The organism is Paenibacillus sp. SAF-068 (assembly GCF_051967555.1).
GTDB lineage: Bacteria > Bacillota > Bacilli > Paenibacillales > Paenibacillaceae > Paenibacillus.
Map to the genome: position 1 here is coordinate 1,520,835 of NZ_JBQCJX010000001.1, position 22,652 is coordinate 1,543,486.

Genomic DNA, 22,652 nt, shown 5'->3' on the forward strand with positions numbered 1-22,652 from the left:
GATTACGAATCATGCCTAGCAGCATGATCAGCATCGAATATGAAATTCAGCCGAAATAAGCGGGTGGCTTTCGAAGTATGTTTCCTGAGGAAACATTGTGGTTGCTCACGTAGCTCTATCTACGCTCCGCTACTCCATTTCTAGCTTCATTCCATCTTCTTGGTACTGAAAACCAGACTTTTTGAACACGTATTATAAGGTTAAGATAGCCAGTTACCAAATAAGTTTTTACAACCAGGACTAAAGTGGATGGATTAGGAATGATAGAAAGAAGAACATATAATATGGTAAAGATAACAACAGTAAGAGAGAAAGCGAGTGATAGTGATGCTGATCAGGCCGGCGCGCGAAGGGGATGCGCGAGGAATAGCCCATGTACATACAGAGAGTTGGAAAACAACGTATCGGGGAATTGTACCCGATGATTTTTTGGATCATTTGACTATAGAATCAAGATTGTCCCAGTGGGAGAAGACCATTCGTTCTGGCGAAAAGGATCAAATTCTGGTGGTAGCTGAACAGGATGATGGGAACATTGTCGGATTTGCGTGTGGGGGTAAGGAGCGTGAGGGTAAAATACCTTATGATGGAGAGTTGTACGCTATATATTTACTGAAGGAAGTGCAGCAAACAGGTATAGGTCAGGAACTGGCGAGACATGTCGTTAAGCATCTGCAGACCCACGATATGCAACGTATGATCATATGGGCTTTGGAGCGTAATTCAGCTTGCCGCTTCTATGAAAAGATGGGAGGCACTCCCGTCCTTACTCAGTCCATCCGCATGGGTGGTCAAGATCTGATCGAAGTTGGCTATGGATGGGAAGACTTGAGCCTTTTTGGAGAGAAGAGCCTGCCCGACTGATGAAAGACGTGCAGATGGCGACAAAATACTGTGGGTTGTATTGTTTCCTTAAGCTTTAAGAATGGAGGAGCTGATTCAGGGCTGCACGTTTGCGTAAATCTGAACGAGGTTAATGATGTATTACACCGTTGTGCAGGTGTGACATTCAATCTTGATCAGGAGGCGTTTTACATGACTTTACTGAACACTGAACATACAACAACATGGACGAAACAATATATTAATGGCCAATGGGTAGATGGCTCCGGTGAGAAAACAATGGAGAATATCAACCCTTATACGGGAGAAGTTATTGCCACATGGCGCTCTTCCAATAAAGAAGACATAGATAAGGCGTATGAGTCTGCTCATAAAAATTCGATTGAGTGGGCGGAGTCATTACCTGCTGTGAAAGAAGAGGTACTGCGGAAAGTTTCATCTCTGATGGCAGAGCGAAAAGAGGAGATTATTCAACTGTTGATCACAGAATCCGGGAGTACCCGAATCAAATCGGAGGCGGAGTTTGCAGCGGCTAAACGCATTGTGGATGAGTCAGCATCTTTTCCTTATCGTATGAAGGGTGAGATTATTCCATCCAATACCGCTGGCAAAGAGAACCGTGTGGTTCGAGAGCCGAAGGGAGTGATTGGTGTTATCGGGCCGTGGAACTTCCCTTTGCATCTATGCCTTCGATCTGTAGCTCCAGCGATTGCTCTTGGTAATGGTGTGGTGATAAAACCGGCATCAGATACTCCGATTACGGCAGGTTGGCTCATTGCTGATTTGTTTGAACAAGCCGGTCTGCCTGAAGGCGTGCTGAATGTCGTTGCCGGAAGCGGTAGCGAGATCGGTGATTACTTTGTCGCTCATCCGGTTCCAAAAGTAATCTCATTCACGGGTTCCACAGAAGTTGGACAGGGGATCGGTAAACTGGCGGGCGAACATCTAAAAGAAACGGCACTGGAACTGGGCGGCAACAACGCCATGGTTGTGCTGGAGGATGCGGACATTGAACGCGCTGTCGAAGCGGCGGTCTTTGGCAAATTCCTGCATCAGGGACAGATCTGCATGGCTCTGAATCGTATAATTGTGCACGCCGATATTTACGACAGATTCGTTGATTCATTTGTTACCAAAACGAAGAATGTCCAGGCAGGTGATCCAGCGGATGCGAAAACACTCGTGGGTCCTCTTATTCGGGAAAAAGAGGTAGAACGATTGCTGGAGCTTGTGAACAAAGCCAAGGCCGAAGGTGCAAGGTTATTGTTCGGGGGAACTAGTAAAGGCAGTGTGCTGTCTCCAACTGTACTCGCCGATGTTAAACCTGAACAAGATATCGTACAGCAGGAATTGTTTGGTCCAGTGGCAGTGATCATGAAGGCTCATGATGAGCAGGAAGCTGTACGTTTGGCGAACGATACGCCTTATGGACTTAGTGGTTCTGTATTCACCAAAGACCTGAACCGAGGATATCTGGTTGCCCAGCACATTGAATCGGGTATGGTGCATGTAAATGATCAGTCTGTAAACGATGAAGCGCATGTGATGTTTGGTGGGGAAAAAGCTTCGGGGATCGGACGTTTCGGTGGTGATTGGGCCATTGAGAAATTTACACGTACTCGCTGGATCAGCATTCAGCACCAGTATCGGGAATATCCGGGAGTGAACTAAGTCGAAAAAGGGAGAACGAGCGAGGCATCTATGAATGATTAGAGTGGATTACAAAAAGCTCGACAAATCATGCGAAAGTCCGTCTCCTGCTTGGTGGGACGGGCTTTTTGCACAATTTTACACCGCAGAAAAATACGGCTTGATAGAAGAGCTAAAAAGCTGTTTGGGGCTGACACTATCTGGTTATTTATGGATACACGGAAGAATCGATCCGTAAATCCAACGGCAAAGGGGCTCTTCAATCATGTCCATTGACCGCTTTATTCTGAGGAAACTGAATACCTGTCAGGAAGAACATACACGTGCCAATCTGGTTCGGCTGTTTGTCATTCGTATTCGTAAAGCCGAGATTGCGGAAGAACATGATGCCGCCTACGTCTTGAGTAAACTGCACTGAGTGATGGCTGGTCATAATTGCTGCTGCCTGTTAACGTGCATATTACGCAAAAAAGGAAGCTTGTCCTTAGCGACAGCTTCCTTTTTCATGTCTTGTAATGAACGTGGGGCGAATGACTCCTGTTAATATAACGATAAAGCAAGGGAGTCGTTTTCACTTCGACTGTGGAGAATGGCTTCTCCATTGACAATCTCAATACTAATTAAAGAATGCAGACATTTTTGAAGAGCACGTTTACCATTGCTAATTTTATGCTCCAGAGCACTGCTAAGCAATCTTAATGTCTTCTGCATAGGTTGTTTGTTTTCTTGATTAAAGTATACAGGGATTGATTTGTTTTGAAAGGTTATTAGGGTTCTCACTTGAAATCACCTCACGGTTGTTATTTCATACAGGTAATATTAAATTCCAATGCTTAAAATTACCTTAAAATCAGCTTATGAAAACATAAAGGTGGGTAATGTTTGAAAAGTGTTCACAATTCAATTGTGGGCGAAGGAATAAAAGTCCTGAAAAAAGAAACTAAATTACCATTTAAATGGAACGGAAAATAAAAATTTTCGTATACTCGCAAGATACAAATGCATAACTGCCACGAAAGTTCTGAGTCGAATGTACGATATTTTAATATATACGTGGGTCATATGTAACAAAATTACAGATGGTACATTGCAAACAGGGTGTTTATGTAAGAAAATAGGGTTGATATAACGATTCATTCTCTTTTTTTTGATTTAATCTGACATTAGGACAATTTACATATGAGACCATGGAGGGATTCGGATGATTCTAACCGTGTATTCCGGCCGCGAGGAAGGTGAATGGTTCGACATCGATGTTCCGGACGAATGTACCATTGAACATTTGAAGACATTGCTCGGCGTTCGCATTTTTGGACAGGCACCGGGAGACGGCATTCAGTACATTCTTGAAGCCAAGTTTCCGGAAGGTCTGTGGTTCTCTCCGCAGAACGCACAACAGTTAATGGAAACAGGGCTGCGGCAAGGCAGTTGCGTACGTGTCCAGCGGGCTTTTTCTACGACTTCGGAAGAAGCGCCAGTGTATGGAAGACGTTCATTGTTTCAACAGGACAGCAACGAATAGGGCTTTTGAACGTATACATTCTATTGAACGAACTTAAAGGAGGTCTTCTCTTCGTGAATGTGTTGTATCAGCGTTCTCCAAGAATGACACCGGTTCTCAAGGAAGAGGGACTTGAAATACTCAGGCCTCCAACAGAACCGAGCAAACCCACGTTTTCCATGATATCCATTATTGTGCCGATCATGATGACCATGGTCAGCATTGGTTTCTACGTATATATCAATATGACCGGCAAAATGGGCAACAGCAATTATATGATGTTTCAGATGATGACGGTCATGATGATGCTTACTTCTTACACTATTCCATTCTTCGTGTATCTGAGCAACAAGAAAACATATCGCAAAAAATTGGAAGAACGAAAAACAATGTATCTCGCCCAACTGGACAAACACCGGGAAGAACTGAAAGAAGCTCAGGCGGAGCAAGTGAAGAGCCTGTATGAAATTCATGGTGATCCGGGTGTGTGTCTTCAAGTAGTGAAGAACCGGAACAGTTCCTTGTGGGAGCGTTCACCAGAGGATGATGATTTCCTTCAGGTGCGCATTGGTACGGGAGAGATTCCATTCCGTATCAAACTTCAGGTTCCGCGAATTGATGGTTACGAGAAGGATGAGCTGATTGAAGCGGCCCATGAACTAGCGGCTGAGTTTCAGACGGTACCGGATGCTTCCATTACCCTGCCTTTGTTCCAATCAAAGGTGATGGGACTGGTCGGTGATCGGGAGGAAGTGCTTGCTTCCCTGCGAGTCATCATCTCGCAACTGACGGTTCGTCATTCCCCGGATGAATTGAAGCTTGCTGCTTTCTATGAAGAGAAGGACAGCAAGGAATGGGATTGGCTTCGCTGGATGCCTCATATCTGGGATGAGGACCAGGGACAACGCTATATGGCCGACAGGCACAGCGGTGCGCATCAATTGGCGGACAGCTTGTTTTCCGTGTTGAACCGCCGTCGCAACAACAAGGAAGACCGTTACAAGAAAAGCATACAAACGCCGTGTTACGTTGTGATTCTCTCCGATACACAATTGATTGAAGAAGAACCGTTACTTCCGCTACTATTGGAATCAGCCCAGGACATCGATGTATGCACGATCATATTGGCTAATCGCAAGGAATCTTTACCGATGCACTGTCAGTTGATTATGGATGCCTCCAAAGGCAAAGGGGTGTATATCAAAAAAACGGAAGATGCGGATGTTATTCAGCAGACGTACAAGCCTGATGTGATCTCGAAGGAGATGGCAGAGGCGCTTTCGCGTTATATGTCACCGATCCGGTTAAAGCGGTCATCTGCTTCAGATATCCCGCAAGTGCTTCCGTTATTCGATATGCTGAGCACATCACGCGTGGAAGATCTGGATGTCGTGTCCAGGTGGGGACAGACGAGATATCCTGACACACTTCCCGTACCAATGGGTGTTCGAGCTGGCGGTAAGAAAATTGCGATAAACCTGCATGACAAAATTGAACGTCAGGGTCATGGACCCCATGGTCTGATTGCAGGTACAACTGGTTCAGGTAAAAGTGAAGTCATCCAGTCCATCGTAGCTTCACTCGCTGCTGAATTCCATCCACATGACCTGGCATTCATGTTGATTGATTATAAAGGTGGCGGGATGTCCAATACATTTGTTGATCTGCCTCATGTGGTAGGCACAATCACCAATCTGGATGGAAATCTGATTGAGCGGGCGAATATCTCACTTCGGGCCGAACTGGTCAGAAGGCAAAAAATATTAAATGATGCGGGAAACCTCCAGCATATTGATGAATATTACAAAATTCTGCGTTCCAGACATGAACAGCCGCTTCCACATCTGGTTATTATCATTGACGAGTTTGCTCAATTGAAGCGAGATCAACCGGAGTTCATGGATGAATTGATCAGTATCGCGGCCATTGGCCGGACACTCGGGGTTCATCTAATTCTGGCGACTCAAAAGCCAGCCGGTGTTGTGGACGATAAAATATGGAGTAATTCGCGCTTCCGGATCTGCCTGCGTGTACAGAGTGAGGGAGATAGCAGGGACATGATCAAGATTCCGAATGCTGCCTGGATTACGAAGCCTGGTCGCGGATATTTCCAGGTGGGTAGTGATGAAGTGTTTGAAGAAATGCAATTCGCCTGGAGTGGTGCGCCTTATAACCAGCAAGAGGATTCAACGACCGTATTACCTGTCATGGAAGTGCGCCTGAATGGTAAACGGGAGCCGCTGTTAACCGGAGAGCGCAGAGCTGTTCTCAAAGGTGAAGATGTTCCGAAACAGCTTCAGGTATTTATTGATTATGTTGCGCAGTCTGCTGCAGATGCGGGTATCCGCCGTTTGCCAGGACCATGGTTGCCACCTTTACCAGAAACACTGGAATGGGAAGGTCTTCAGGACTGGCAGGAAGAAGAGCATCGGGATCTGCTGCTTGACGGCGGAGCCACTGGTCTGAAACCACTGGTTGGTTTGCTGGATGATCTCCCTAATCAACGCCAACAACCGCTCGCATTGCCTGTGGACCAAGGCCATCTGGTCGTTTACGGCATGCCGGGACTGGGAAAAACAACTTTTGTTCAGACCTTGCTTATGTCTCTGGCCCGTTCCCACAGAACTGAGCCGTGGCATGGTTACATTATTGACATGGGTCGCATGATGAAGGACTTTGCAGCACTGCCTCAGATCGGTGGCGTGATGATGGCTGAAGAGGAAGACCGGATCAAACGGTTATTCCGCTATATTCTTAAGCTGTCAGCACAACGCAAAGATATCATCTCGGAGGCGGGGGTTAAAACGATTTCGGCTTACCGTCGGACAGCTCACGCGGCTGTCCCGCAGGTTGTGGTGGTTATCGACGGTTATCTTTCATTCCGTAATGCCTATCCGGAAGAAAATGAACTTCTGGAGACGATCCTGCGTGAAGGCGGAAGTCTGGGTATTACCTTTGTGCTTACTGCCAATCGGGTAACCGATGTATTTGAGAAATTCAGAAGCAATATTCCCAATGCGGTTTCATTTGAGTTATCCGATCCAAGTGATTATTATTATGCCGTGGGAAGACCTTCCAAGGCACCAAGTCAACTTCCGCCAGGAAGAGGTCTGGTCAAAGGGCAAGTGCCTCCGTTAATGTTCCAGGCGGCATTACCTTCTTCCGGGGCAGATGAGGGCAAGCGTTCATCGGCACTACGCCGCACGATCGCTGAGATTCGCCAAGGCTGGACAGGAGAAGAAGCGCCGCAGATTGCTCCGCTTCCGGAAGAGATCAAGCTTAAAGATCTGCTCATTCGGACCGGATCATATGGTCAGGCTTGGGATAGCTCATCTGTAACTGTCCCTGTGGGACTGCTTACGGATGATCTGGAACCATTCCAGCTTAATCTGCGTGAAGGTCCTCATTTCATGGTAACGAGTCCGATGGAAGGCGGCAAAACAACATTTTTGTTGACATGGATGTTATCCCTGGCTTATCATGCTTCTCCGGAAGATGTACAGATATATACAGTAGATATGCGTTATGGCGCAGGTGGGCTGGGGGAAATCAGCAGTTTGCCCCATGTCCGTGGACATGTATCTCGAGAAGAACAGCTTGCACCTGTGATTCAACAGTTGTACGATGAAGTTCTGAAAAGAGGCGAGATTTCCGGCGGACCGGAACTTGTGCTCGTTATCGACGATGCCGACACCTTGTCCAAGCAGCTAAACGATTTTAACGTAAAAGATCAATTGGGAGCGATTGTTCGTCAAGGAAGGGATCGCGGTGTACACGTGATTCTATCCGGGGTTCCAGCAGACTTCCCGACCTTCGGTTCTGACTGGGTAACGGATGTGAAGGCTTCCCAGAGCGGAATGCTGTTCGGGACTTTAGACCCTAACGATCTCTCGTTCTTCCGTATACCTTATTCGGAATCCGGTGGTAGTTCAGGTGGGCTGAAGGTACTGCCTCCGGGTCAAGGTTATTATGTAAAACGTAAATATTCCAGGGTTAAAGGTGCAGTTCCATGTGATGACAGCTGGAAAATGACCGATTGGATTTCTGAAATTCGTGACCGATGGCATGTTGTAGTTTGAGGGGAGGTGGCTCATAATGTTGACGGTTCATGATTCTAAGCAAAAGGTAGTCACGTTGCAAACAAAAGAACTTTTTTTCCTGGCCGGTATTCTCGGTTCAGACCGACTGCTTGGTGTGGAAGATCCGTTTCGCGGCTATATGGCGGAGGATATCGCGATGGAGTGGGAGCGGGTCAAAACCTCCCTGCTTGACAAAGGATATCTGATTCGGGATCAGGATACCGATGAGCTGATCATGACACCGACCGTTTTCTCCAGGGTAGCCATTGCCGGATTGTCCGACAGAGCTTGTTGGATTCGCTACACGATCAGCGGCAAATCGTATGAGAGTTATATACATTGCACGGATGAGCGGGTCGTTGAAGTTTCCCGTGTTGATGACGTATCAGACTCATTCCGGCTCAGCGATCTGGGAAGTGTTCGTGAAGCCATTGATGTTCTGATAGAACGGATGAAATGGAGTGGCCATTCTCCTGCGGAGAAACCGGCCCTGATGTGCTCCAAGAAAAAATTTTATGATGTCATGAATGAGCTCGATAACAGCGGGGTACAGGCCGTAGCGCATGAACTCGAACAGGAGACAAGTGATCCTGAGGGCTCACTTGCGCTGGCACGCTGTCTGGTGGGTAAGGAGTCAGACGGAGAGCTTAAGCTGCTCGTATGGAATGAAAATGGGTGGAAGTCGCAGTCGGCAGCATTCGCTGCAAGTGCGGTATCCAACTGGTTGTTCCGGATGAGTACTGCGGCTTCAGATGATTGGCTTGTTGCAGCACTGACGACTAGAGAACAGTTTCACGAGATGCTGCTGGACTGGCTTAAACAGCCTGCAGGGGAAGAGGAAAGGTGATGGTAAATGCGCATTCGTGTGGAACCGGATGTGCTTCGGGCACTGAGCAAGCAGATTCAGTATGCAGCGGAGCAAATACAGCAAAAGATGACAGTGTTGGATCAGGCGATTCATTCGCTGGAGTGGGAGGTTGAATCCCGTGCAGCGGTGATGAATGAATGGAATCACAGCAAACGACTGGGCGAGGATGCGCTTCGTCGATTAATGGACTTGAGCGTACAGCTGGGACGCAAAGCGTTGTTATTCCAGCAGGCAGACATGGAGTATCGTTCCGTGCTGAGTCATGTGAACACAGCCTATGGCAATGCGGTCAATATGCTGAATGTTCTTCAGAACAATCGTACAGGAGAAATCATGCCTGCACATTCTGCAACTGTAGCTGTAGTATCCGATCCTCTTTCCGCAATGGCGGCCGTATATCGTGTACAGAATGCTGCTCCGCCTGATGGCTCCCCGGCTACACTGGTCCAGGCCATGCAGCCTGAGCCTGTAGCGTGGAGATTCACAGATCCTTCCTTCCGGGGAAGAAGAGGGACCGAGCCTGTCGTTTCCTGAACAGGTGAATAAAAGAAACAGCAGAAAGTGAATCTTTTTTTGTAAATAGGCTGTTAGAAGAAGTTTCAAGTGCTGAAAATGGGGTAAATAGGATTAGGTCCTTCGGCTTTTGTCCGATCGATCCTGGTATAGTACAATTTGAACAAGTTAAAATTTAATTGCACAAACCAAGGAGGAATTTACAAATGGCAGGACGTATTTTAGTTACCCCAGAGCAGCTTGATCAGGTTTCCAACCAATTTAAACAAAGCGGTGAGCAAAGTCAGCAAATCGTATCTACATTGACTCAATCCATCACAAGCATGGAAGGACAATGGGAAGGTATGACAAAGCAACGCTTCTTCCAGGAGTTCCAGGAAGCTAGCAAACAAATGCAATCATTCGTTCAAACGCTGAACAGCATCAGCGCTGAACTTACAGCTATTGCTAACAAATTCCGTACAGCTGACCAAGCTCGTTAATCTGCTTTACATAGATCAGGCCGATTTGAAATCTGAATTCGCTCTGAATTATAGGCGGGTAGCAAGCTGAAGATGTACAACTACAGCAAAAACCGGGCGTTGTCACAACACCCGGTTTTTGCTGCAACTATGACACTAGGACAGAGAGAGGGATAAGCATGTCTTTTCAACCAAATCCCGGGGATGAAGTGGTGATTAACGACATTGCCTATACGATTGGGCAACATCCGGCTGCGCCGGGTCTGGCTTATGCCCAAGCCGGAAGGCAGGGGATTGTTTATCAGTTGATACCCCGAAACGGTTCCATTCATGGGGCCAAAGCACTAAAAGTGTTTTTTCCTAAATTCCGTATTCCGGCTATGGTATATCAGTCTGAGCATATGGAGTCCTATAGTGAACTGCCAGGTTTGCAGGTATGCAAGCGTGATGTGCTCACTCCGGAAAGAAACGGAGCGCTCATTGGAAAACATCCCGATCTGTTATATGCGGTGTTGATGCCATGGGTGCAAGGTCAGACCTGGTTCGATGTAATCAGTGATCAGAGACAGTTGACGGCTGAGGAGAGCCTGAAGCTGGCCAGAGCACTTGCGGGAACGGGTTCGGCTATGGAGCAACGTGGACTGGCTCATTGCGATATGTCCGCTCCCAATGTAATGATTCCGTTTTTTTCCGAAGTGGAGAACCTGGGGAAGATGTCTGCGGTAGAACTTGTGGATGTCGAGCAGATGTACGGTTCCAAGATGGATCGTCCGGATGCCCTGCTTGCCGGGTCACCCGGTTACGCAGCCCATCGAACAGTGCACAGCGGTTTGTGGAGTTCATATGCTGACCGATTTGCCGGAGCTGTTATCATTGCTGAAATGTTAAGCTGGTCCGACCCTGTGATTGTAGAGAAAGCGTGGGGCGAAAGTTATTTTGACCAGCATGAAATGCAAACGGTGAGTGAGCGGTATTATGCGATGCGTGAATCCCTTGAGAAGCGTTGGGGCTCCAAACTGTCGGATCTGTTCATTCGGGCTTGGGAAAGTCATGATCTGAGCAGCTGTCCGACGTTTGGTGAGTGGTATGTTGCATTGGCTGCGGTAGACGTGGATCAGGCCAATGCGGCTGCTGCTGCGACATCGGAAGAAGAAGACGCCAATCCCTCCGAAGCTGATGAAAGTCTGAAAAAGAGTTCAGAACCAGTAAGCGAACCGTTGAATTCGCAAGGCGGACACATCACCCAAACGCCACATTCTCCTGATCAGGAAGCGGTAGTGAACCGTTTGTTCCTGCAAGCAAGAGCTCTGGAGGATGAAGAGAAACCGGCTGCAGCATTGGAAGTATATCGTTCACTTTATCATTTCATTCCTCATAACAGCGCGATGCAGATGGAAGTCGAGGCGACAATCAAGGAACTGGATGCCAAGCTTAATCCGAAAGAAGACACAGACAAGCCTGTACCTGTGCCATTCTACAGATCCAAAAAGTTCATGATATCCTCCGCTGTACTTATTGTATTGCTGGCAGGTGGTGTTCCAACGGTCAAAATACTTGCCGATCAGGCAGAAGTGAAGCAGAAAGAACAGCAGGAAGCTACACGACTGGCAGAGATCAAGGCTGCAGAAGAGGCTGAAGCTGCAAAGGCAGCTGCGCTCAAAGATCAGGAGGAGCAAGAGAAGCAAAAGGCCGCAGAGGCTGCAAAACTTGCCGCAGAGGAAAAGAAAAAGCTCGCTGCAGCCAAACAGGAGGAAGCAGAAGCAAAGAAAAAAGAAGAAGACCGCAAGGCATTACAGGCCAAGTACGACAAACAGGCGAAGTATGAGGCCTATCTGGTAAAGCAGGAACAGCAGAAAAAAGAAGCTGCCAAGCGAGCGCAGCAGGAGAAATACGATAAACAAGCAAAATATGAAGCCTATCTGGTCTGGAAAAAAGAGAATGATGCCAAGCTTGCAAGACAGGAAGCGGAGCGCAAAGCGGCAGCTGAAGTTAAACGCCAACAGGAGATTGCTCAGAAAGCTGCGCTTAAGAAAAAACGTGCCCAGAATGTGGTCACTTTGATTGCTCATTACAATAAAGCGTATAACGCACAAAAAGGAAGAAAAATTGAAAATGCGGAAGCGTACGCCCGTGATTTCAAAAATTTATACAATACCGATGCTGCTTATTTCAAAGGGGTCGGCAAAGTGGCAGCTCGAATGAGTGCCATTAACAAATTCCTGAGCAACACCAGTTACACGTTGCCCAACTTATAAAGTAATTGATGGAGGTGACTCACCCTAGATGAACTACACGATTCAAGCATCACAGCGTACACCTGCACTTATTATATATTTAATTGATATTAGCGCCTCCATGAATATGGTTCTGGAAAATCGTCGACGGATTGATGTCGTCTATGATGCCTTATCTCTCGCGATCCGCCAGATGGTATTTCGGTCTACAAAGGGGAATCGTTTGACACCTCGCTATCGCATAGCCATATTGGCGTACAGCGATGACGTATATGACTTGTTGAACGGTATTAAAGGGATTGACGAGATCGCTGCAGTCGGGTCCTTGCCTGACCTCACCCCGAGACGCTTTTCGGATTCTGCGAAGGCTTTCCTGCAGGCGGAAAAGATTCTTCAGGCCGAAATTCCGAATATGCAGGATTGCCCTGCGCCACTTGTGTGTCACATGACCGATGGGGTAGCCACAGGTGAAGATCCCGAGCCCATTGCGAAAAGAATCATGGGCATGAGTGTACCTGACGGCAATGTGCTCGTGGAGAATATTTTTATATCGGATCATCTGCTGGAAGGGCCGATTGCTGAACCTAGAAGATGGAAGGGAATCTCTTCGGAAACCAATCTACAGGATGAGCATGGAGAGAAGTTGCGGAATATGTCATCCGTCCTGCCCGAAAGTTATCGGGAAATGCTTGTTGAAGCTGATTATTTGCTTGCACCCGGTGCACTCATGATGCTGCCAGGTACATGTGCGGAGTTGGTATCGATCGGGTTCCAGATGTCTGCTGCTACACCTGTAAGATAGGAGGGGAATCATGAGAGCGATGCGTTTGGCAACATTGTCTGCTGGAGATAAAGGGGGCCATGCCGAGCAACGGCATGGCAACTTTCGCTATGTAAGTTTGCAGACCGGAGAACAGCCTCTAACCCGTTATCAGGGTACGTTTAAGTGCAGGTATGGTTATGGCAGAGCAGCTGAGACGGTACATCAGGGAGATACCGGACAGGATTTTGCTGCGGTACGTATGAAAGGGAATGTCTGCAATTTTGTATTGTGTGATGGGGTGGGCATGAGTTACCTGGGAGACTTTGCAGCACGTTTTCTGGGGAATGCTTTACTGGATTGGCTGGAAACGACGCAATACCCGACGGAAGAGGGTGTTGAGCGGCTTCTTCATGATCTGACTCTTCCCGCATCCGAGCAGCTGGAAAAATTGCAGCCACTGGATAGTTCCCCTCTTTTACTTCGGGAAGTATTAATGGAGAAGCGAAGTCGAGGCAGTCAAGCCATGTATGTATGTGGGCGGATTGAACTTACAGGAGGCGGCCGTAAAAGTCGGGTGTGGCTTGCGTGGCAAGGGGATTCCCGTATTCGCCTGTGGCGTAATGGGCAGGAACAGTCTGCATTATTTCAGACTCACTGCAAGACAAATGAGCGTTGGTCTACTCTTGAAGGACCTGTTGGTGGTAAGCCGCATATCTATGAAACCAAAGGGTCCGTAAACGATTCACTGCGTCTTCAATTATATACTGATGGCTTGAATGATTTGGATGCCATCCAAGCATATGTTCCTGATGAGCACATTCAGGTACTGCTGGACGCTACACATACCGGCGGTCTTGAAGATGATGCCGCTTTCATTGAGTTGGAATGGTGAGCGCAGGATATCAAGTTGTGGTTTGATCCTTAAGTTGCCGTACATTGGTATAGGCTACACGTGAAAAAACTTGTTGCTGTTGATTTAAAAGACACTCTTTTTGGGTAATCTTGTGAAGAATTGATTTTAAGTGCGTGTTCAAAAAGGTCGGTTTTCAGTACCGATGGCGAGCTTGAACGTACATTCTTACATAATTTCCAAATCAAAGGAGTGGATTGGATAATGACACAACAAAACGGCAGGTCACGGTTTCAAGGCAAGGTCGCGATTATTACCGGAGCAGGCTCCGGTATTGGGAAGGCCACTGCGGTCAAGCTGGCAAAAGAGGGTGCACACGTTGCCTTGTTTGATCTGGTGAATGATCGCATCTCGGTAACGGAAGCAGAGATTAATGCACTGCACCCGGGTGCGGCAAGAGCATTTGATGTAGACATTTCCGACCCGGCTCGTGTGGAAAAGGCTGTGCTGGAAACTGTAGAGTTATTTGGCGGATTGGATATTGTTTTTGCCAATGCGGGTATTAATGGTGTATCGGCACCCATTGAGGAGATTCAGGTTGAAGATTGGCAGCAGATTATTACAACCAACTTGAATGGTACATTTTTCACCATTAAATATGCATTGCCTCATGTGAAGAAACGGGGCGGGGGCAGTATTATCATTACGAGTTCCATTAACGGCAATCAACGCTTCTCAAGCTTTGGCATGTCGGCGTACAGTACGTCCAAGGCAGGACAGGTTGCTTTTGCGAAGATGGCTGCACTGGAGCTTGCGAAGTTCAAGATACGTGTGAATGTGATCTGCCCAGGAGCGATTGCGACGAATATCGATCAAAGCACGGTCAAAACGGATGATCTGCAACAGATCATTATTCCGATGGAGTTCCCTGAAGGACAGCAGCCGCTTGCAGACGGGCCGGGTCAGCCGGAACACGTTGCCGATCTGGTAAGCTTCCTCGCATCGGCCGAATCCAGACATATTACCGGAGCAGAGATCGTCATTGATGGTGCCGAGTCATTGCTAAGCTAAATGAGCATTCGGGTTAAATTTTATTTTTATTTAAGGCGTGTCTTAAGGTATGTCTCCGATAGTCGTTCCTCCGGAACGGCTTTTTTTGTTATAATGCTAACATTCGAATAGAGAAACCGAAGAGCAGCAGGTTACATTCATTAGGAGCGATCATATGCAGATAGAGTTACCGATACAAGAGATTCTTCCTGAATTAAAGCAATTATTTCGGGATCAGGATACAGGTGTGTTAATTGCAGAACCGGGGGCGGGAAAAACGACTGTGGTACCGCTGGCTATGCTGGATGAGCCGTGGGTTGCAGGGCGGAAAATCATCATGCTGGAACCCCGAAGGCTTGCCGCGCGTTCGGCTGCATCCAGACTGGCGGCTACGCTCGGGGAAAAAGCGGGGCAGACCGTAGGATATCGTGTACGCATGGATACCCGGGTGAGTCAGGCGACACGTATTGAAGTTGTAACGGAAGGGGTATTGACCCGGATGTTGCAGCAGGACCAGGGTCTTGAGGATACGGCGATGATTATTTTTGATGAATTCCATGAGCGTCACCTACACGGGGACTTGGGTTTGGCTCTTGCATTGGAATCCCGAGCGATGTTACGTCCAGATCTGAAACTGCTGGTCATGTCGGCAACCCTTGATCCTGTCCCTGTCTGTGCATTGCTTGGCGGAGGTACAAGATCAATTCACTGCCCGGGACGCACATTTCCGGTGGAAACACGATATGTGCCGAGACCGGCAGCCATGCCACTGGAACAATTCACGGCTCAGACGGTGACCCGGGCATTAACCGAACAGGAGGGGGACGTGCTTGTTTTCCTTCCAGGCGCAAGGGAGATACATCGTACAGAGCGGGAGTTATCGAATGGTTCTCTTCCCGGACAGGTGAAAATTCATTCTCTGTATGGCAGTATGCCGGTGGAACAACAGGATGAGGCCATACGTCCTGCGGCTGAGGGCACGCGCAAAGTGGTACTGTCCACCTCCATTGCGGAATCCAGCCTCACACTCGCTGGCGTTAAGATTGTGGTGGATGCAGGGCTGAGCCGTGCTTCGGCATTCTCGCCGCGCACGGGCATGAGCCGGCTTGTTACTCTGCCGGTGTCCAAGGCGTCAGCCGATCAGCGGCGGGGTCGTGCCGGGCGAATTGCCCCGGGGGTGTGTTACCGGCTATGGAGCGAAGAGGTTCAGGGGGGGCTGCCTGAGGCAGCTCGCCCGGAGATCACCTCCGCGGACCTTGCGCCGCTTGCGCTGGAGCTTGCCGTCTGGGGTGTCCAGTCCCCAGCAGAGCTGCAATGGCTGGACACCCCGCCTGACGCCGCCTACGGCCAGGCACAGGCGCTGCTGCGCCAGCTGGGCGGCCTGGACGACGCAGGCCGCATCACGCCCTTCGGGCGGCGGATGAACACGCTTGGCGTGCATCCGCGACTGGCCAGCATGCTGCTCCGCGCGGCGGAGCTTGGGCTGGCCAGCTACGCCAGCATGCTGGCGGCACTGCTGCAGGAGCCTGCGGGCCTCCGCAGCAGTGGCAGTGCAGGCGCGGGCACGGACCTGCGCCCGCGCGTAGAGGCGCTGCTGACCGCGGACAGCAGCGGCATGCCGCAAGCGGCAGCGGCTGCCCTAGACGGCGCGGCCGTGCGGCGCATGCTCCAGGAGAGCCGCCAGCTGCGCTCGGCGCTCGGCCCGGCGGCCGATCCGGTGCGGCCGGATGAGCACAGCTGCGGGTTGCTGCTGTCCTTCGCCTATCCGGACCGGATCGGGCAACGCCGGGAGGACGGCCGCTATCTGCTGAGCAGCGGCCGCGGCGTACGGCTCGCAGCGACAGAATCGCTGAGCCGTTCAGCGTATCTGGTCGCAGCCGAGGCAGACGACCAGGGCGCAGATGCGCGCATCCTGCTGGCTGCGCCGTTGCAGGAGCAGACATTGTTACAGGCAGCTCAGCACCTGCTGCAAGATGAAGTGCAAGTGGCATGGGATTCCAATACCCGCAGCGTGCGAGCACATAAGAGACTTCGTATTGGAGCCCTTGTGATGAAAGAGAGCAGTATTGCACAGCCACCTGAAGATCAGGTGCTGGAAGCATTGTTGGCCGGAATACGGATGGAAGGGCTGGATTGTCTGCCATGGACCAAAACGTCCAGACAACTTGCGGACAGGCTGCGGTTCCTGCATCTCCATCTACCTGAGTGGCCCGACCTGATCGAAGATGATCTGACCGAAGAGTTGGCAGAACATCTTACACCTTATCTTACAGGCATGCGATCGGCTGCCGACCTCAAGAGATTATCGATGCAAGATGTATTGCTTGGTGGACTGAGCTGGGCGCAACGACAACAACTGGAGGATGAAGCTCCAACGCATATACAGGTGCCCAGTGGTTCACGTATTCCTGTGGACTACAGTCGTCCGGAGGACCCTGCGCTGGCGGTAAGACTACAGGAGATGTTTGGACAACAGGAGACACCGCGTATAGCTGGTGGGCGAGTCCCATTGACCATTCATCTGTTATCGCCGGCTCAGCGACCTGTACAGGTCACACGAGATTTGGCCAATTTCTGGCGTGAGACCTACTTTGACGTCAAAAAAGATCTGAAAGGACGTTATCCGAAGCATTACTGGCCTGATAATCCACTTGAAGCGGTGGCCACTAATCGGGCCAAACCACGGGGGAAATAGATGAATGATTTCGTTTTTTTAGATATCAACACCGGGTTCCCGAAGGGTGCGTTTCATCAGGCGTAGACTCTGATGAACGACGACGTTCAGTATTGTAGCTGATCGAATCATGCTCTACCTTAATTAAGTAATCACCTTTCTAACCAGGATGTGTCTCCAAACTCGCTGAGTGCATATTGTACTGTCTTTTCGTACCGTGTTACGTCAATTTTCCTTTTCACCTCATGCTGCGTTACTTTGCTTTTTAAGCCCATGTTGCGTCACACTCGCTTCGCGTGCCCTCGGTTCGCTTGTGGCAAACTTCCGGCATGGAACGAGATTCGAGCAAAATCTGCTTTTTTAGAGGTTAAAGGCACGGCCCAGAGCGTGTCTTCAACCCTAGGGAAAGTCGGGAAGAACTGGGTAGTAAGATGTTTTGGCCCCTGATATCCAGCAATCTATCACCAGAACATGGAGCGGAGCGCTAACGAACCTGTGACATTATTCAGCGATTGGAAATGCCCGCAACATTCTAAGGAATATGAAACACGTTATCGTTGACACTCTATAGTTGGTTGAATAACGAGCCGTTCATTGCTATGAACACATACTATATTGACTTGCAAGCGTTTGAAAGAAACTTGGGCGGGTAATAACATAGCGAACCACTCAATAATATGAGGAGGAATTCACTATGCAGAAGAAAATCGTAGGTGTGTTTAATACAGAACGTGAAGCATCGCAGGCTATCGAGGGTCTGAAAGCACAAGGATTTACTTCAGACGAAATCTCCGTTGTTACTCAGGATCGGGATGAACTGAAGGCGATTCGGGAAGAGACAGGTACAAAAGCCCCTGAAGGCGTGGCTGCGGGTGCAGCAACAGGTGGTGTACTTGGTGGCGTAGCCGGCCTGCTCGCAGGTATCGGTGCACTGGCCATACCCGGCATAGGACCTATTCTGGCTGCGGGCCCTATTGCTGCAGCATTTACCGGTGCAGCTGTGGGTGCAGGAGCTGGCGGATTGGTGGGTGGCCTGGTCGGTCTTGGTATTCCGGAAGAGGATGCTAAACAGTATGAGGAGTATGTTCAGAATGGCAAAATTCTGCTTCTCGTAGACTCCACGGATCGAGACACCGATGTGTACGATGTATTTAGCAGCAACAGCCAACTTAATCGGGATAGAGCTCAAGTTCATGGTACAGATGTACCTGCTGAACGGCCGGATCTGGATATGGAAGAACGCAGATTGGAAGCCCAAACCAAGGCAGCGCGATTGGGTAACAATACATTCCTGTAATCCTGCCGATTCGGTTGATATGAAATAGTACCTAATGCTTTATATCTGCAAAATGGAATGACATATATGATCCACAAGGTGGTCATTAGCCGGTTTCCTTCAGGGAAGCCGGCTTTTGTCCCTGTGTGACATGTGGGCATCCATCATGGCGGGTGGTGTTTTTATCCAGTCAGACAGGGAATAACAATACATAGAGCAGTACAGCCAAAGCGAGTCCAATCACCAGTAGCATCATCGTGAGAAAACGAATTAAGCCGGTCGACGCCTGAAAGGTTTGTTCATTGATCTGTGTACGCTTTCGATGATAGGCTGCTGCAGAATAAACAATGATGGATATGCCGCCAACCAGAGATGTGATACCTGTAATAATGGCGGCAATATGTGCGAGACGATCATACGCCAACGAATTGAAGCCAAATCCGGCAGCAAGAAAGCCGATGCCTGCCATGGCAATACCTGTGCGTACCCAGGCCAGAAAAGTTCGCTCGTTAGCCAGATGCTGTTGGACATACTTGGAATCGGTAGTGGTTACGTCTTGGTCTGTTAATGAAATGTGAATCAACCCCGTTCATTTAGATATACCGTTTCCATTGTACGTTGTTTTAATTGCAAAACCAAGAAAGGATGTCTGCCTGTATGCCTCGCAAAGAACGAATTACAGAAATAGAGAGTTTAAGGGGAATCGCCTTTGCGGCAGTGGTTCTCCAGCATTCCATCGCACATTACTCTATAGTCCCGGAAACGAGACTGGAGGATGGCGTGTTACTGGCCATACTGCTGATGCTCTCCAAATTTGCAGTTCCATTATTCATATTCATAACAGGTATGGTGCTGTTTTATAACACGGGAGACAAGCTGCATTATGGCACGTTTATGAGGAAAAGAGTAAATGACGTTATCGTGCCTTACCTAATATGGTCACTCATTTACTTTACACTTGCACCGCGTGGCTGGGCCGGATTTGGATGGAATGACATTCCGGACCTAGGCCTGAAGTTGATTACTGGCAAAACGACTTCACACTTTTGGTACATTATTATGTTGATCCAGTTTTATCTGTTATTTCCGCTCTTCTTGCGTGCAATTCGTTATGTATATAACCGATATGAGGCCAAGGGGCGTCTGATTGCTCTGCTCATTTCGGGCCTTGTGTATCTTGTGCTTGCGGACCAATTAAGAAACATCGCCAAGTTCATGGAATGGCTGAATATCCCGGTACTGACAGATGCTTTTACAACGTATGCAGACCGGAATTTCATCTACTTCTTTATTTATTTTGTGCTCGGTGCAGCAGCGGGATTATCCGTGCAGCACTGGAATGAATGGATTCATCGGTTACGCTGGGTATACTGGCTGGTGTTTATCGTTCTGGGACTTCGGTTTACATATTTATTAATGCTGGAGTTTCAGAAGCCGGAGGGGATCAAAATTACATTTTACACGGTCAGTCTGATCCGCCCTGATATGGCTCTCTTTCTGATTGCTTCCATTATGGTCATGTACCAGTTGGCCGGGAAACTGCGTAATCTCAGGGCTGTACGATTGCTCGGATGGATTGGTGGTGTATCGTATGGCGGTTATCTGATGCATATGTTGATGCTGCGGTACAGCTATATTCCGGATGAGTTGTTCTATGTTGCCATGGGCTGGAATCCTGTCGTTCGAATGATCATTACCTGGTTGCTCGCTCTTGCATTATCCTGTGTACTGACATGGCTCATCTCTCGCGTAAGCTGGGGAAAATGGATTGTGGGAGCCGTGCCAAAATCTGTCCATAACAAATGAATCTATCAACATATGAAAAATTCTCAACAGAATCAGCTGTACAGGATTTTACAGGATTGTACAGGGTATATGCCGCTAAAGAAATACAGAATTCAGTATTACAGGCAACAGAGAACTCAATAATGCAGGCTACTCAGGATTTAGTAACAAAGGCAACACAGGACTCACTATACAGGCCACTCAGGATTCATGTATGAAGGATACAGGATTCAGGAGTACCAATGTAACAGCCTCCGCACAGTCGTATGATTAGGATTCAATCGAACGAATCGCTGAGTGCCTGAAATAAAACAACCTTTAAAATACGATTTAAAATTTCAATACATGAAAAATTCACAACAGAAAACTTTTTTCCATGCTACCTCAGGCCATTCGGTAACCAAACGATTTCTTGCTCGCTTCCTTATGAAGATGGTTAAAAAGGAGGTAAAGCGGAGAAAGATGGCAGAACCCGAACATAAGTTTTATAATACTAGATATATAGGTTCTGACTGAAGGGGGAATGAACGTGGCTTTTATGATTGCACAGCGGGCATTTATCAAGCTGTATCTGATTACGATGGTTGAACAGCACAGGGGGTATGGTTACGAGATGCTGGAGGCGATGAAGCAGGAATTCAAAGACTACGGTTATGTTCCACCCCAGAGCGAGGTATATCGGGCACTGCATGAATTGGTACAGCAGGGGGTATTTTATCGCACGAAGAAGCTGAAGGGCAATGATCCAAAGGTCGATTTTCAGGAAATCGTTCTATATCATTTCACGGATGATGGTGCGGAGAAAGCAGAGTTATACAAGAAACAGGTCAAAACAGATCTGGATCGTTGTCTCGGCATGTTACACAAGGCAGAAGAGGACAATTACGGTACGAAAGGAAGATGAGCATGAACAGACAGTTACAGTGGGGTGTACTCGGTACGTCAACCATTGCCAAAAATGCAGTCATTCCGGCGATCCAGCAGTCCGAACGTGGTGAGGTGTTGGCGATTGCCAGCCGCAGCAAAGAAAAGGCCGAAACCCTTGCTGAAGAACTCGGAATTGCCAGATCGTATGGCAGTTATGAAGAGCTCATCGCAGATCCGGATATCGAAGCCGTCTATATTCCTTTGCCTAACCATATGCACAAAGAATGGACCATCAAAGCGGCACAGGCTGGAAAACACGTGTTGTGTGAGAAACCAGCTGCCCTGAATGCAGATGAATCGGCAGAAATGATTGAGGCGTGTGAGCAGCATGGGGTTCTTTTTGCAGAAGCGATTATGTATCGATATCATCCCAAGCACAGACGTGTGCAAGAGATTATAGCCAGTGGAGAGATTGGTATCGTTAGAGCCATCCATGGCAACTTTACCTGTAATACCGCTGATGACAAGGAAAATGTAAGGTTCAAAAGAGAGATGGGCGGCGGATCCTTATTCGATCTAGGCGTATATCCGATCTCGGCAGCCCGAATGTATCTTGGACAGGAACCGGAAGCGGTGACGGTACACGCTCTATTCTCGGACGAGCATGATGGCGTGGATATGATGGCGTCGGGACTGGTAGAATTTCCGAATTCGGTAGCCTTGACTTTTGACTGTGGCATGTGGGCTTCAGGACGAGCGGAGATGGAGATTCTTGGGACGGAAGGGCGGATTGAACTGCCCAAAGTATTTGGCTGGGAGAACAGTGATATCCCACCTCAGATTATCATTCACACCGATTCGGTCAGCCGTGAGGAGCGTGTGTCGGTATCGAATTCCTATGTTCTTCAGGTAGAGACGTTTGCAACGGCTGTGCTTGAAGGCGAAGCTCTGCCTTTCAGTCCGGAAAATACCATTCAAAACATGCGCGTTATTGATGCGTGCCTGGAATCAGCGCGAACGCGTCAACGTGTGCAGCTGAACAACTAGATCAGGTCAAATCAGTTTAAACGTGTTAGAAAATGCAGACTCCATCTTCAGGGATGAGAGTCTTTTTTTCTGTCTTAAAATGTTATAATTATAATATTTTACAATTCAAACATCTTTATTTGATATTTCTACCAAAATGGTGTGATATAAATAGTCATGAGATGACTTGTTTACTATAATCTAGCAGAACG

20 protein-coding genes are annotated in these 22,652 nt (G+C 48.4%); 18 read left to right on the forward strand and 2 right to left on the reverse strand.

The window, feature by feature from the left end; translation table 11 throughout:
* Positions 1 to 327: 327 nt before the first annotated feature.
* The 4 genes from ACTHPG_RS06800 (at position 328) to ACTHPG_RS06815 (ending at position 2,911) form a co-directional block, all read left to right on the forward strand.
* Entirely contained in the window at positions 328 to 864 is a 537-nt protein-coding gene (locus ACTHPG_RS06800) for an N-acetyltransferase family protein (protein WP_440390159.1), read from the forward strand.
* Positions 865 to 1,035: 171 nt separating this feature from the next.
* A complete protein-coding gene (locus tag ACTHPG_RS06805) occupies positions 1,036 to 2,514 on the forward strand; it encodes an aldehyde dehydrogenase family protein (protein WP_440388343.1) in 1,479 nt (492 codons plus the stop codon).
* A gap of 34 nt (positions 2,515 to 2,548) precedes the next feature.
* Positions 2,549 to 2,731: a hypothetical protein gene (locus ACTHPG_RS06810; RefSeq protein ID WP_440388344.1), complete on the forward strand. Its 183-nt coding sequence runs from the start codon at positions 2,549 to 2,551 to the stop codon at positions 2,729 to 2,731.
* 27 nt (positions 2,732 to 2,758) lie between these two features.
* The gene (locus tag ACTHPG_RS06815) at positions 2,759 to 2,911 is read left to right on the forward strand and encodes a hypothetical protein (protein WP_164783094.1); all 153 of its coding nucleotides are present in this window, start codon (positions 2,759 to 2,761) and stop codon (positions 2,909 to 2,911) included.
* A 122-nt stretch (positions 2,912 to 3,033) separates the two neighbouring features.
* Here ACTHPG_RS06815 and ACTHPG_RS06820 read toward each other — a convergent pair whose 3' ends face one another.
* Positions 3,034 to 3,273, reverse strand: a complete 240-nt coding sequence (locus ACTHPG_RS06820; protein ID WP_076330720.1) for a hypothetical protein — start codon at positions 3,271 to 3,273, stop codon at positions 3,034 to 3,036.
* Positions 3,274 to 3,694: 421 nt separating this feature from the next.
* Here ACTHPG_RS06820 and ACTHPG_RS06825 point away from each other — a divergent pair, with 421 nt between their 5' ends.
* The 11 genes from ACTHPG_RS06825 (at position 3,695) to ACTHPG_RS06875 (ending at position 18,783) form a co-directional block, all read left to right on the forward strand.
* Complete coding sequence (locus ACTHPG_RS06825) at positions 3,695 to 4,015, forward strand: hypothetical protein (RefSeq protein ID WP_074094613.1); 321 nt, start codon at positions 3,695 to 3,697, stop codon at positions 4,013 to 4,015.
* A gap of 53 nt (positions 4,016 to 4,068) precedes the next feature.
* A complete protein-coding gene (gene essC / locus ACTHPG_RS06830) occupies positions 4,069 to 8,073 on the forward strand; it encodes a type VII secretion protein EssC (protein WP_440388346.1) in 4,005 nt (1,334 codons plus the stop codon).
* A gap of 16 nt (positions 8,074 to 8,089) precedes the next feature.
* Positions 8,090 to 8,920, forward strand: a complete 831-nt coding sequence (locus ACTHPG_RS06835; RefSeq protein ID WP_440388348.1) for a hypothetical protein — start codon at positions 8,090 to 8,092, stop codon at positions 8,918 to 8,920.
* 6 nt (positions 8,921 to 8,926) lie between these two features.
* A complete protein-coding gene (locus ACTHPG_RS06840; protein WP_440388349.1) occupies positions 8,927 to 9,475 on the forward strand; it encodes a WXG100 family type VII secretion target in 549 nt (182 codons plus the stop codon).
* A 185-nt stretch (positions 9,476 to 9,660) separates the two neighbouring features.
* Positions 9,661 to 9,936: a WXG100 family type VII secretion target gene (locus tag ACTHPG_RS06845; protein WP_017689071.1), complete on the forward strand. Its 276-nt coding sequence runs from the start codon at positions 9,661 to 9,663 to the stop codon at positions 9,934 to 9,936.
* 158 nt (positions 9,937 to 10,094) lie between these two features.
* The gene (locus tag ACTHPG_RS06850) at positions 10,095 to 12,170 is read left to right on the forward strand and encodes a hypothetical protein (RefSeq protein WP_440388350.1); all 2,076 of its coding nucleotides are present in this window, start codon (positions 10,095 to 10,097) and stop codon (positions 12,168 to 12,170) included.
* Positions 12,171 to 12,198: 28 nt separating this feature from the next.
* Positions 12,199 to 12,951, forward strand: coding sequence for a vWA domain-containing protein (locus ACTHPG_RS06855; RefSeq protein ID WP_017689069.1), 753 nt, complete (start codon positions 12,199 to 12,201; stop codon positions 12,949 to 12,951).
* A 10-nt stretch (positions 12,952 to 12,961) separates the two neighbouring features.
* On the forward strand, positions 12,962 to 13,804 hold the full coding sequence (locus ACTHPG_RS06860; RefSeq protein ID WP_440388352.1) for a protein phosphatase 2C domain-containing protein: 843 nt from the start codon (positions 12,962 to 12,964) through the stop codon (positions 13,802 to 13,804).
* Between the two features lie 222 nt (positions 13,805 to 14,026).
* Positions 14,027 to 14,833, forward strand: coding sequence for an SDR family oxidoreductase (locus ACTHPG_RS06865; RefSeq protein WP_440388353.1), 807 nt, complete (start codon positions 14,027 to 14,029; stop codon positions 14,831 to 14,833).
* A gap of 154 nt (positions 14,834 to 14,987) precedes the next feature.
* Positions 14,988 to 17,507 (forward strand): ATP-dependent helicase HrpB, encoded by a 2,520-nt coding sequence (hrpB, locus tag ACTHPG_RS06870; RefSeq protein ID WP_440388354.1) that lies wholly within the window; start codon positions 14,988 to 14,990, stop codon positions 17,505 to 17,507.
* A gap of 673 nt (positions 17,508 to 18,180) precedes the next feature.
* Positions 18,181 to 18,783, forward strand: coding sequence for a general stress protein (locus ACTHPG_RS06875; RefSeq protein ID WP_421888676.1), 603 nt, complete (start codon positions 18,181 to 18,183; stop codon positions 18,781 to 18,783).
* A 169-nt stretch (positions 18,784 to 18,952) separates the two neighbouring features.
* On the opposite strand, the gene ACTHPG_RS06880 is transcribed toward ACTHPG_RS06875, so the two are convergent.
* Positions 18,953 to 19,345 (reverse strand): YidH family protein, encoded by a 393-nt coding sequence (locus ACTHPG_RS06880; protein ID WP_440388356.1) that lies wholly within the window; start codon positions 19,343 to 19,345, stop codon positions 18,953 to 18,955.
* A gap of 74 nt (positions 19,346 to 19,419) precedes the next feature.
* Here ACTHPG_RS06880 and ACTHPG_RS06885 point away from each other — a divergent pair, with 74 nt between their 5' ends.
* The 3 genes from ACTHPG_RS06885 to ACTHPG_RS06895 all read left to right on the forward strand — a co-directional run bounded on the left by ACTHPG_RS06885 (position 19,420) and on the right by ACTHPG_RS06895 (position 22,461).
* Positions 19,420 to 20,568: an acyltransferase gene (locus ACTHPG_RS06885; RefSeq protein WP_440388357.1), complete on the forward strand. Its 1,149-nt coding sequence runs from the start codon at positions 19,420 to 19,422 to the stop codon at positions 20,566 to 20,568.
* 508 nt (positions 20,569 to 21,076) lie between these two features.
* The gene (locus ACTHPG_RS06890) at positions 21,077 to 21,451 is read left to right on the forward strand and encodes a helix-turn-helix transcriptional regulator (RefSeq protein ID WP_036609188.1); all 375 of its coding nucleotides are present in this window, start codon (positions 21,077 to 21,079) and stop codon (positions 21,449 to 21,451) included.
* A 2-nt stretch (positions 21,452 to 21,453) separates the two neighbouring features.
* On the forward strand, positions 21,454 to 22,461 hold the full coding sequence (locus ACTHPG_RS06895; RefSeq protein ID WP_440388358.1) for a Gfo/Idh/MocA family protein: 1,008 nt from the start codon (positions 21,454 to 21,456) through the stop codon (positions 22,459 to 22,461).
* The last annotated feature ends 191 nt before the right edge of the window (positions 22,462 to 22,652 follow it).

Excerpts from the sequence above, each read along its gene's own strand:
- ACTHPG_RS06860 (WP_440388352.1), top strand. The coding sequence starts at position 12,962 with ATGAGAGCGATGCGTTTGGCAACATTGTCTGCTGGAGATAAAGGGGGC.
- ACTHPG_RS06845 (WP_017689071.1), top strand. The coding sequence starts at position 9,661 with ATGGCAGGACGTATTTTAGTTACCCCAGAGCAGCTTGATCAGGTTTCC.
- ACTHPG_RS06875 (WP_421888676.1), top strand. The coding sequence starts at position 18,181 with ATGCAGAAGAAAATCGTAGGTGTGTTTAATACAGAACGTGAAGCATCG.
- hrpB (WP_440388354.1), top strand. The coding sequence starts at position 14,988 with ATGCAGATAGAGTTACCGATACAAGAGATTCTTCCTGAATTAAAGCAA.
- ACTHPG_RS06840 (WP_440388349.1), top strand. The coding sequence starts at position 8,927 with ATGCGCATTCGTGTGGAACCGGATGTGCTTCGGGCACTGAGCAAGCAG.
- ACTHPG_RS06850 (WP_440388350.1), top strand. The coding sequence starts at position 10,095 with ATGTCTTTTCAACCAAATCCCGGGGATGAAGTGGTGATTAACGACATT.
- ACTHPG_RS06835 (WP_440388348.1), top strand. The coding sequence starts at position 8,090 with ATGTTGACGGTTCATGATTCTAAGCAAAAGGTAGTCACGTTGCAAACA.
- ACTHPG_RS06895 (WP_440388358.1), top strand. The coding sequence starts at position 21,454 with ATGAACAGACAGTTACAGTGGGGTGTACTCGGTACGTCAACCATTGCC.
- ACTHPG_RS06825 (WP_074094613.1), top strand. The coding sequence starts at position 3,695 with ATGATTCTAACCGTGTATTCCGGCCGCGAGGAAGGTGAATGGTTCGAC.
- ACTHPG_RS06805 (WP_440388343.1), top strand. The coding sequence starts at position 1,036 with ATGACTTTACTGAACACTGAACATACAACAACATGGACGAAACAATAT.
- ACTHPG_RS06810 (WP_440388344.1), top strand. The coding sequence starts at position 2,549 with ATGATTAGAGTGGATTACAAAAAGCTCGACAAATCATGCGAAAGTCCG.
- ACTHPG_RS06800 (WP_440390159.1), top strand. The coding sequence starts at position 328 with ATGCTGATCAGGCCGGCGCGCGAAGGGGATGCGCGAGGAATAGCCCAT.
- ACTHPG_RS06815 (WP_164783094.1), top strand. The coding sequence starts at position 2,759 with ATGTCCATTGACCGCTTTATTCTGAGGAAACTGAATACCTGTCAGGAA.
- ACTHPG_RS06885 (WP_440388357.1), top strand. The coding sequence starts at position 19,420 with ATGCCTCGCAAAGAACGAATTACAGAAATAGAGAGTTTAAGGGGAATC.
- ACTHPG_RS06865 (WP_440388353.1), top strand. The coding sequence starts at position 14,027 with ATGACACAACAAAACGGCAGGTCACGGTTTCAAGGCAAGGTCGCGATT.
- ACTHPG_RS06855 (WP_017689069.1), top strand. The coding sequence starts at position 12,199 with ATGAACTACACGATTCAAGCATCACAGCGTACACCTGCACTTATTATA.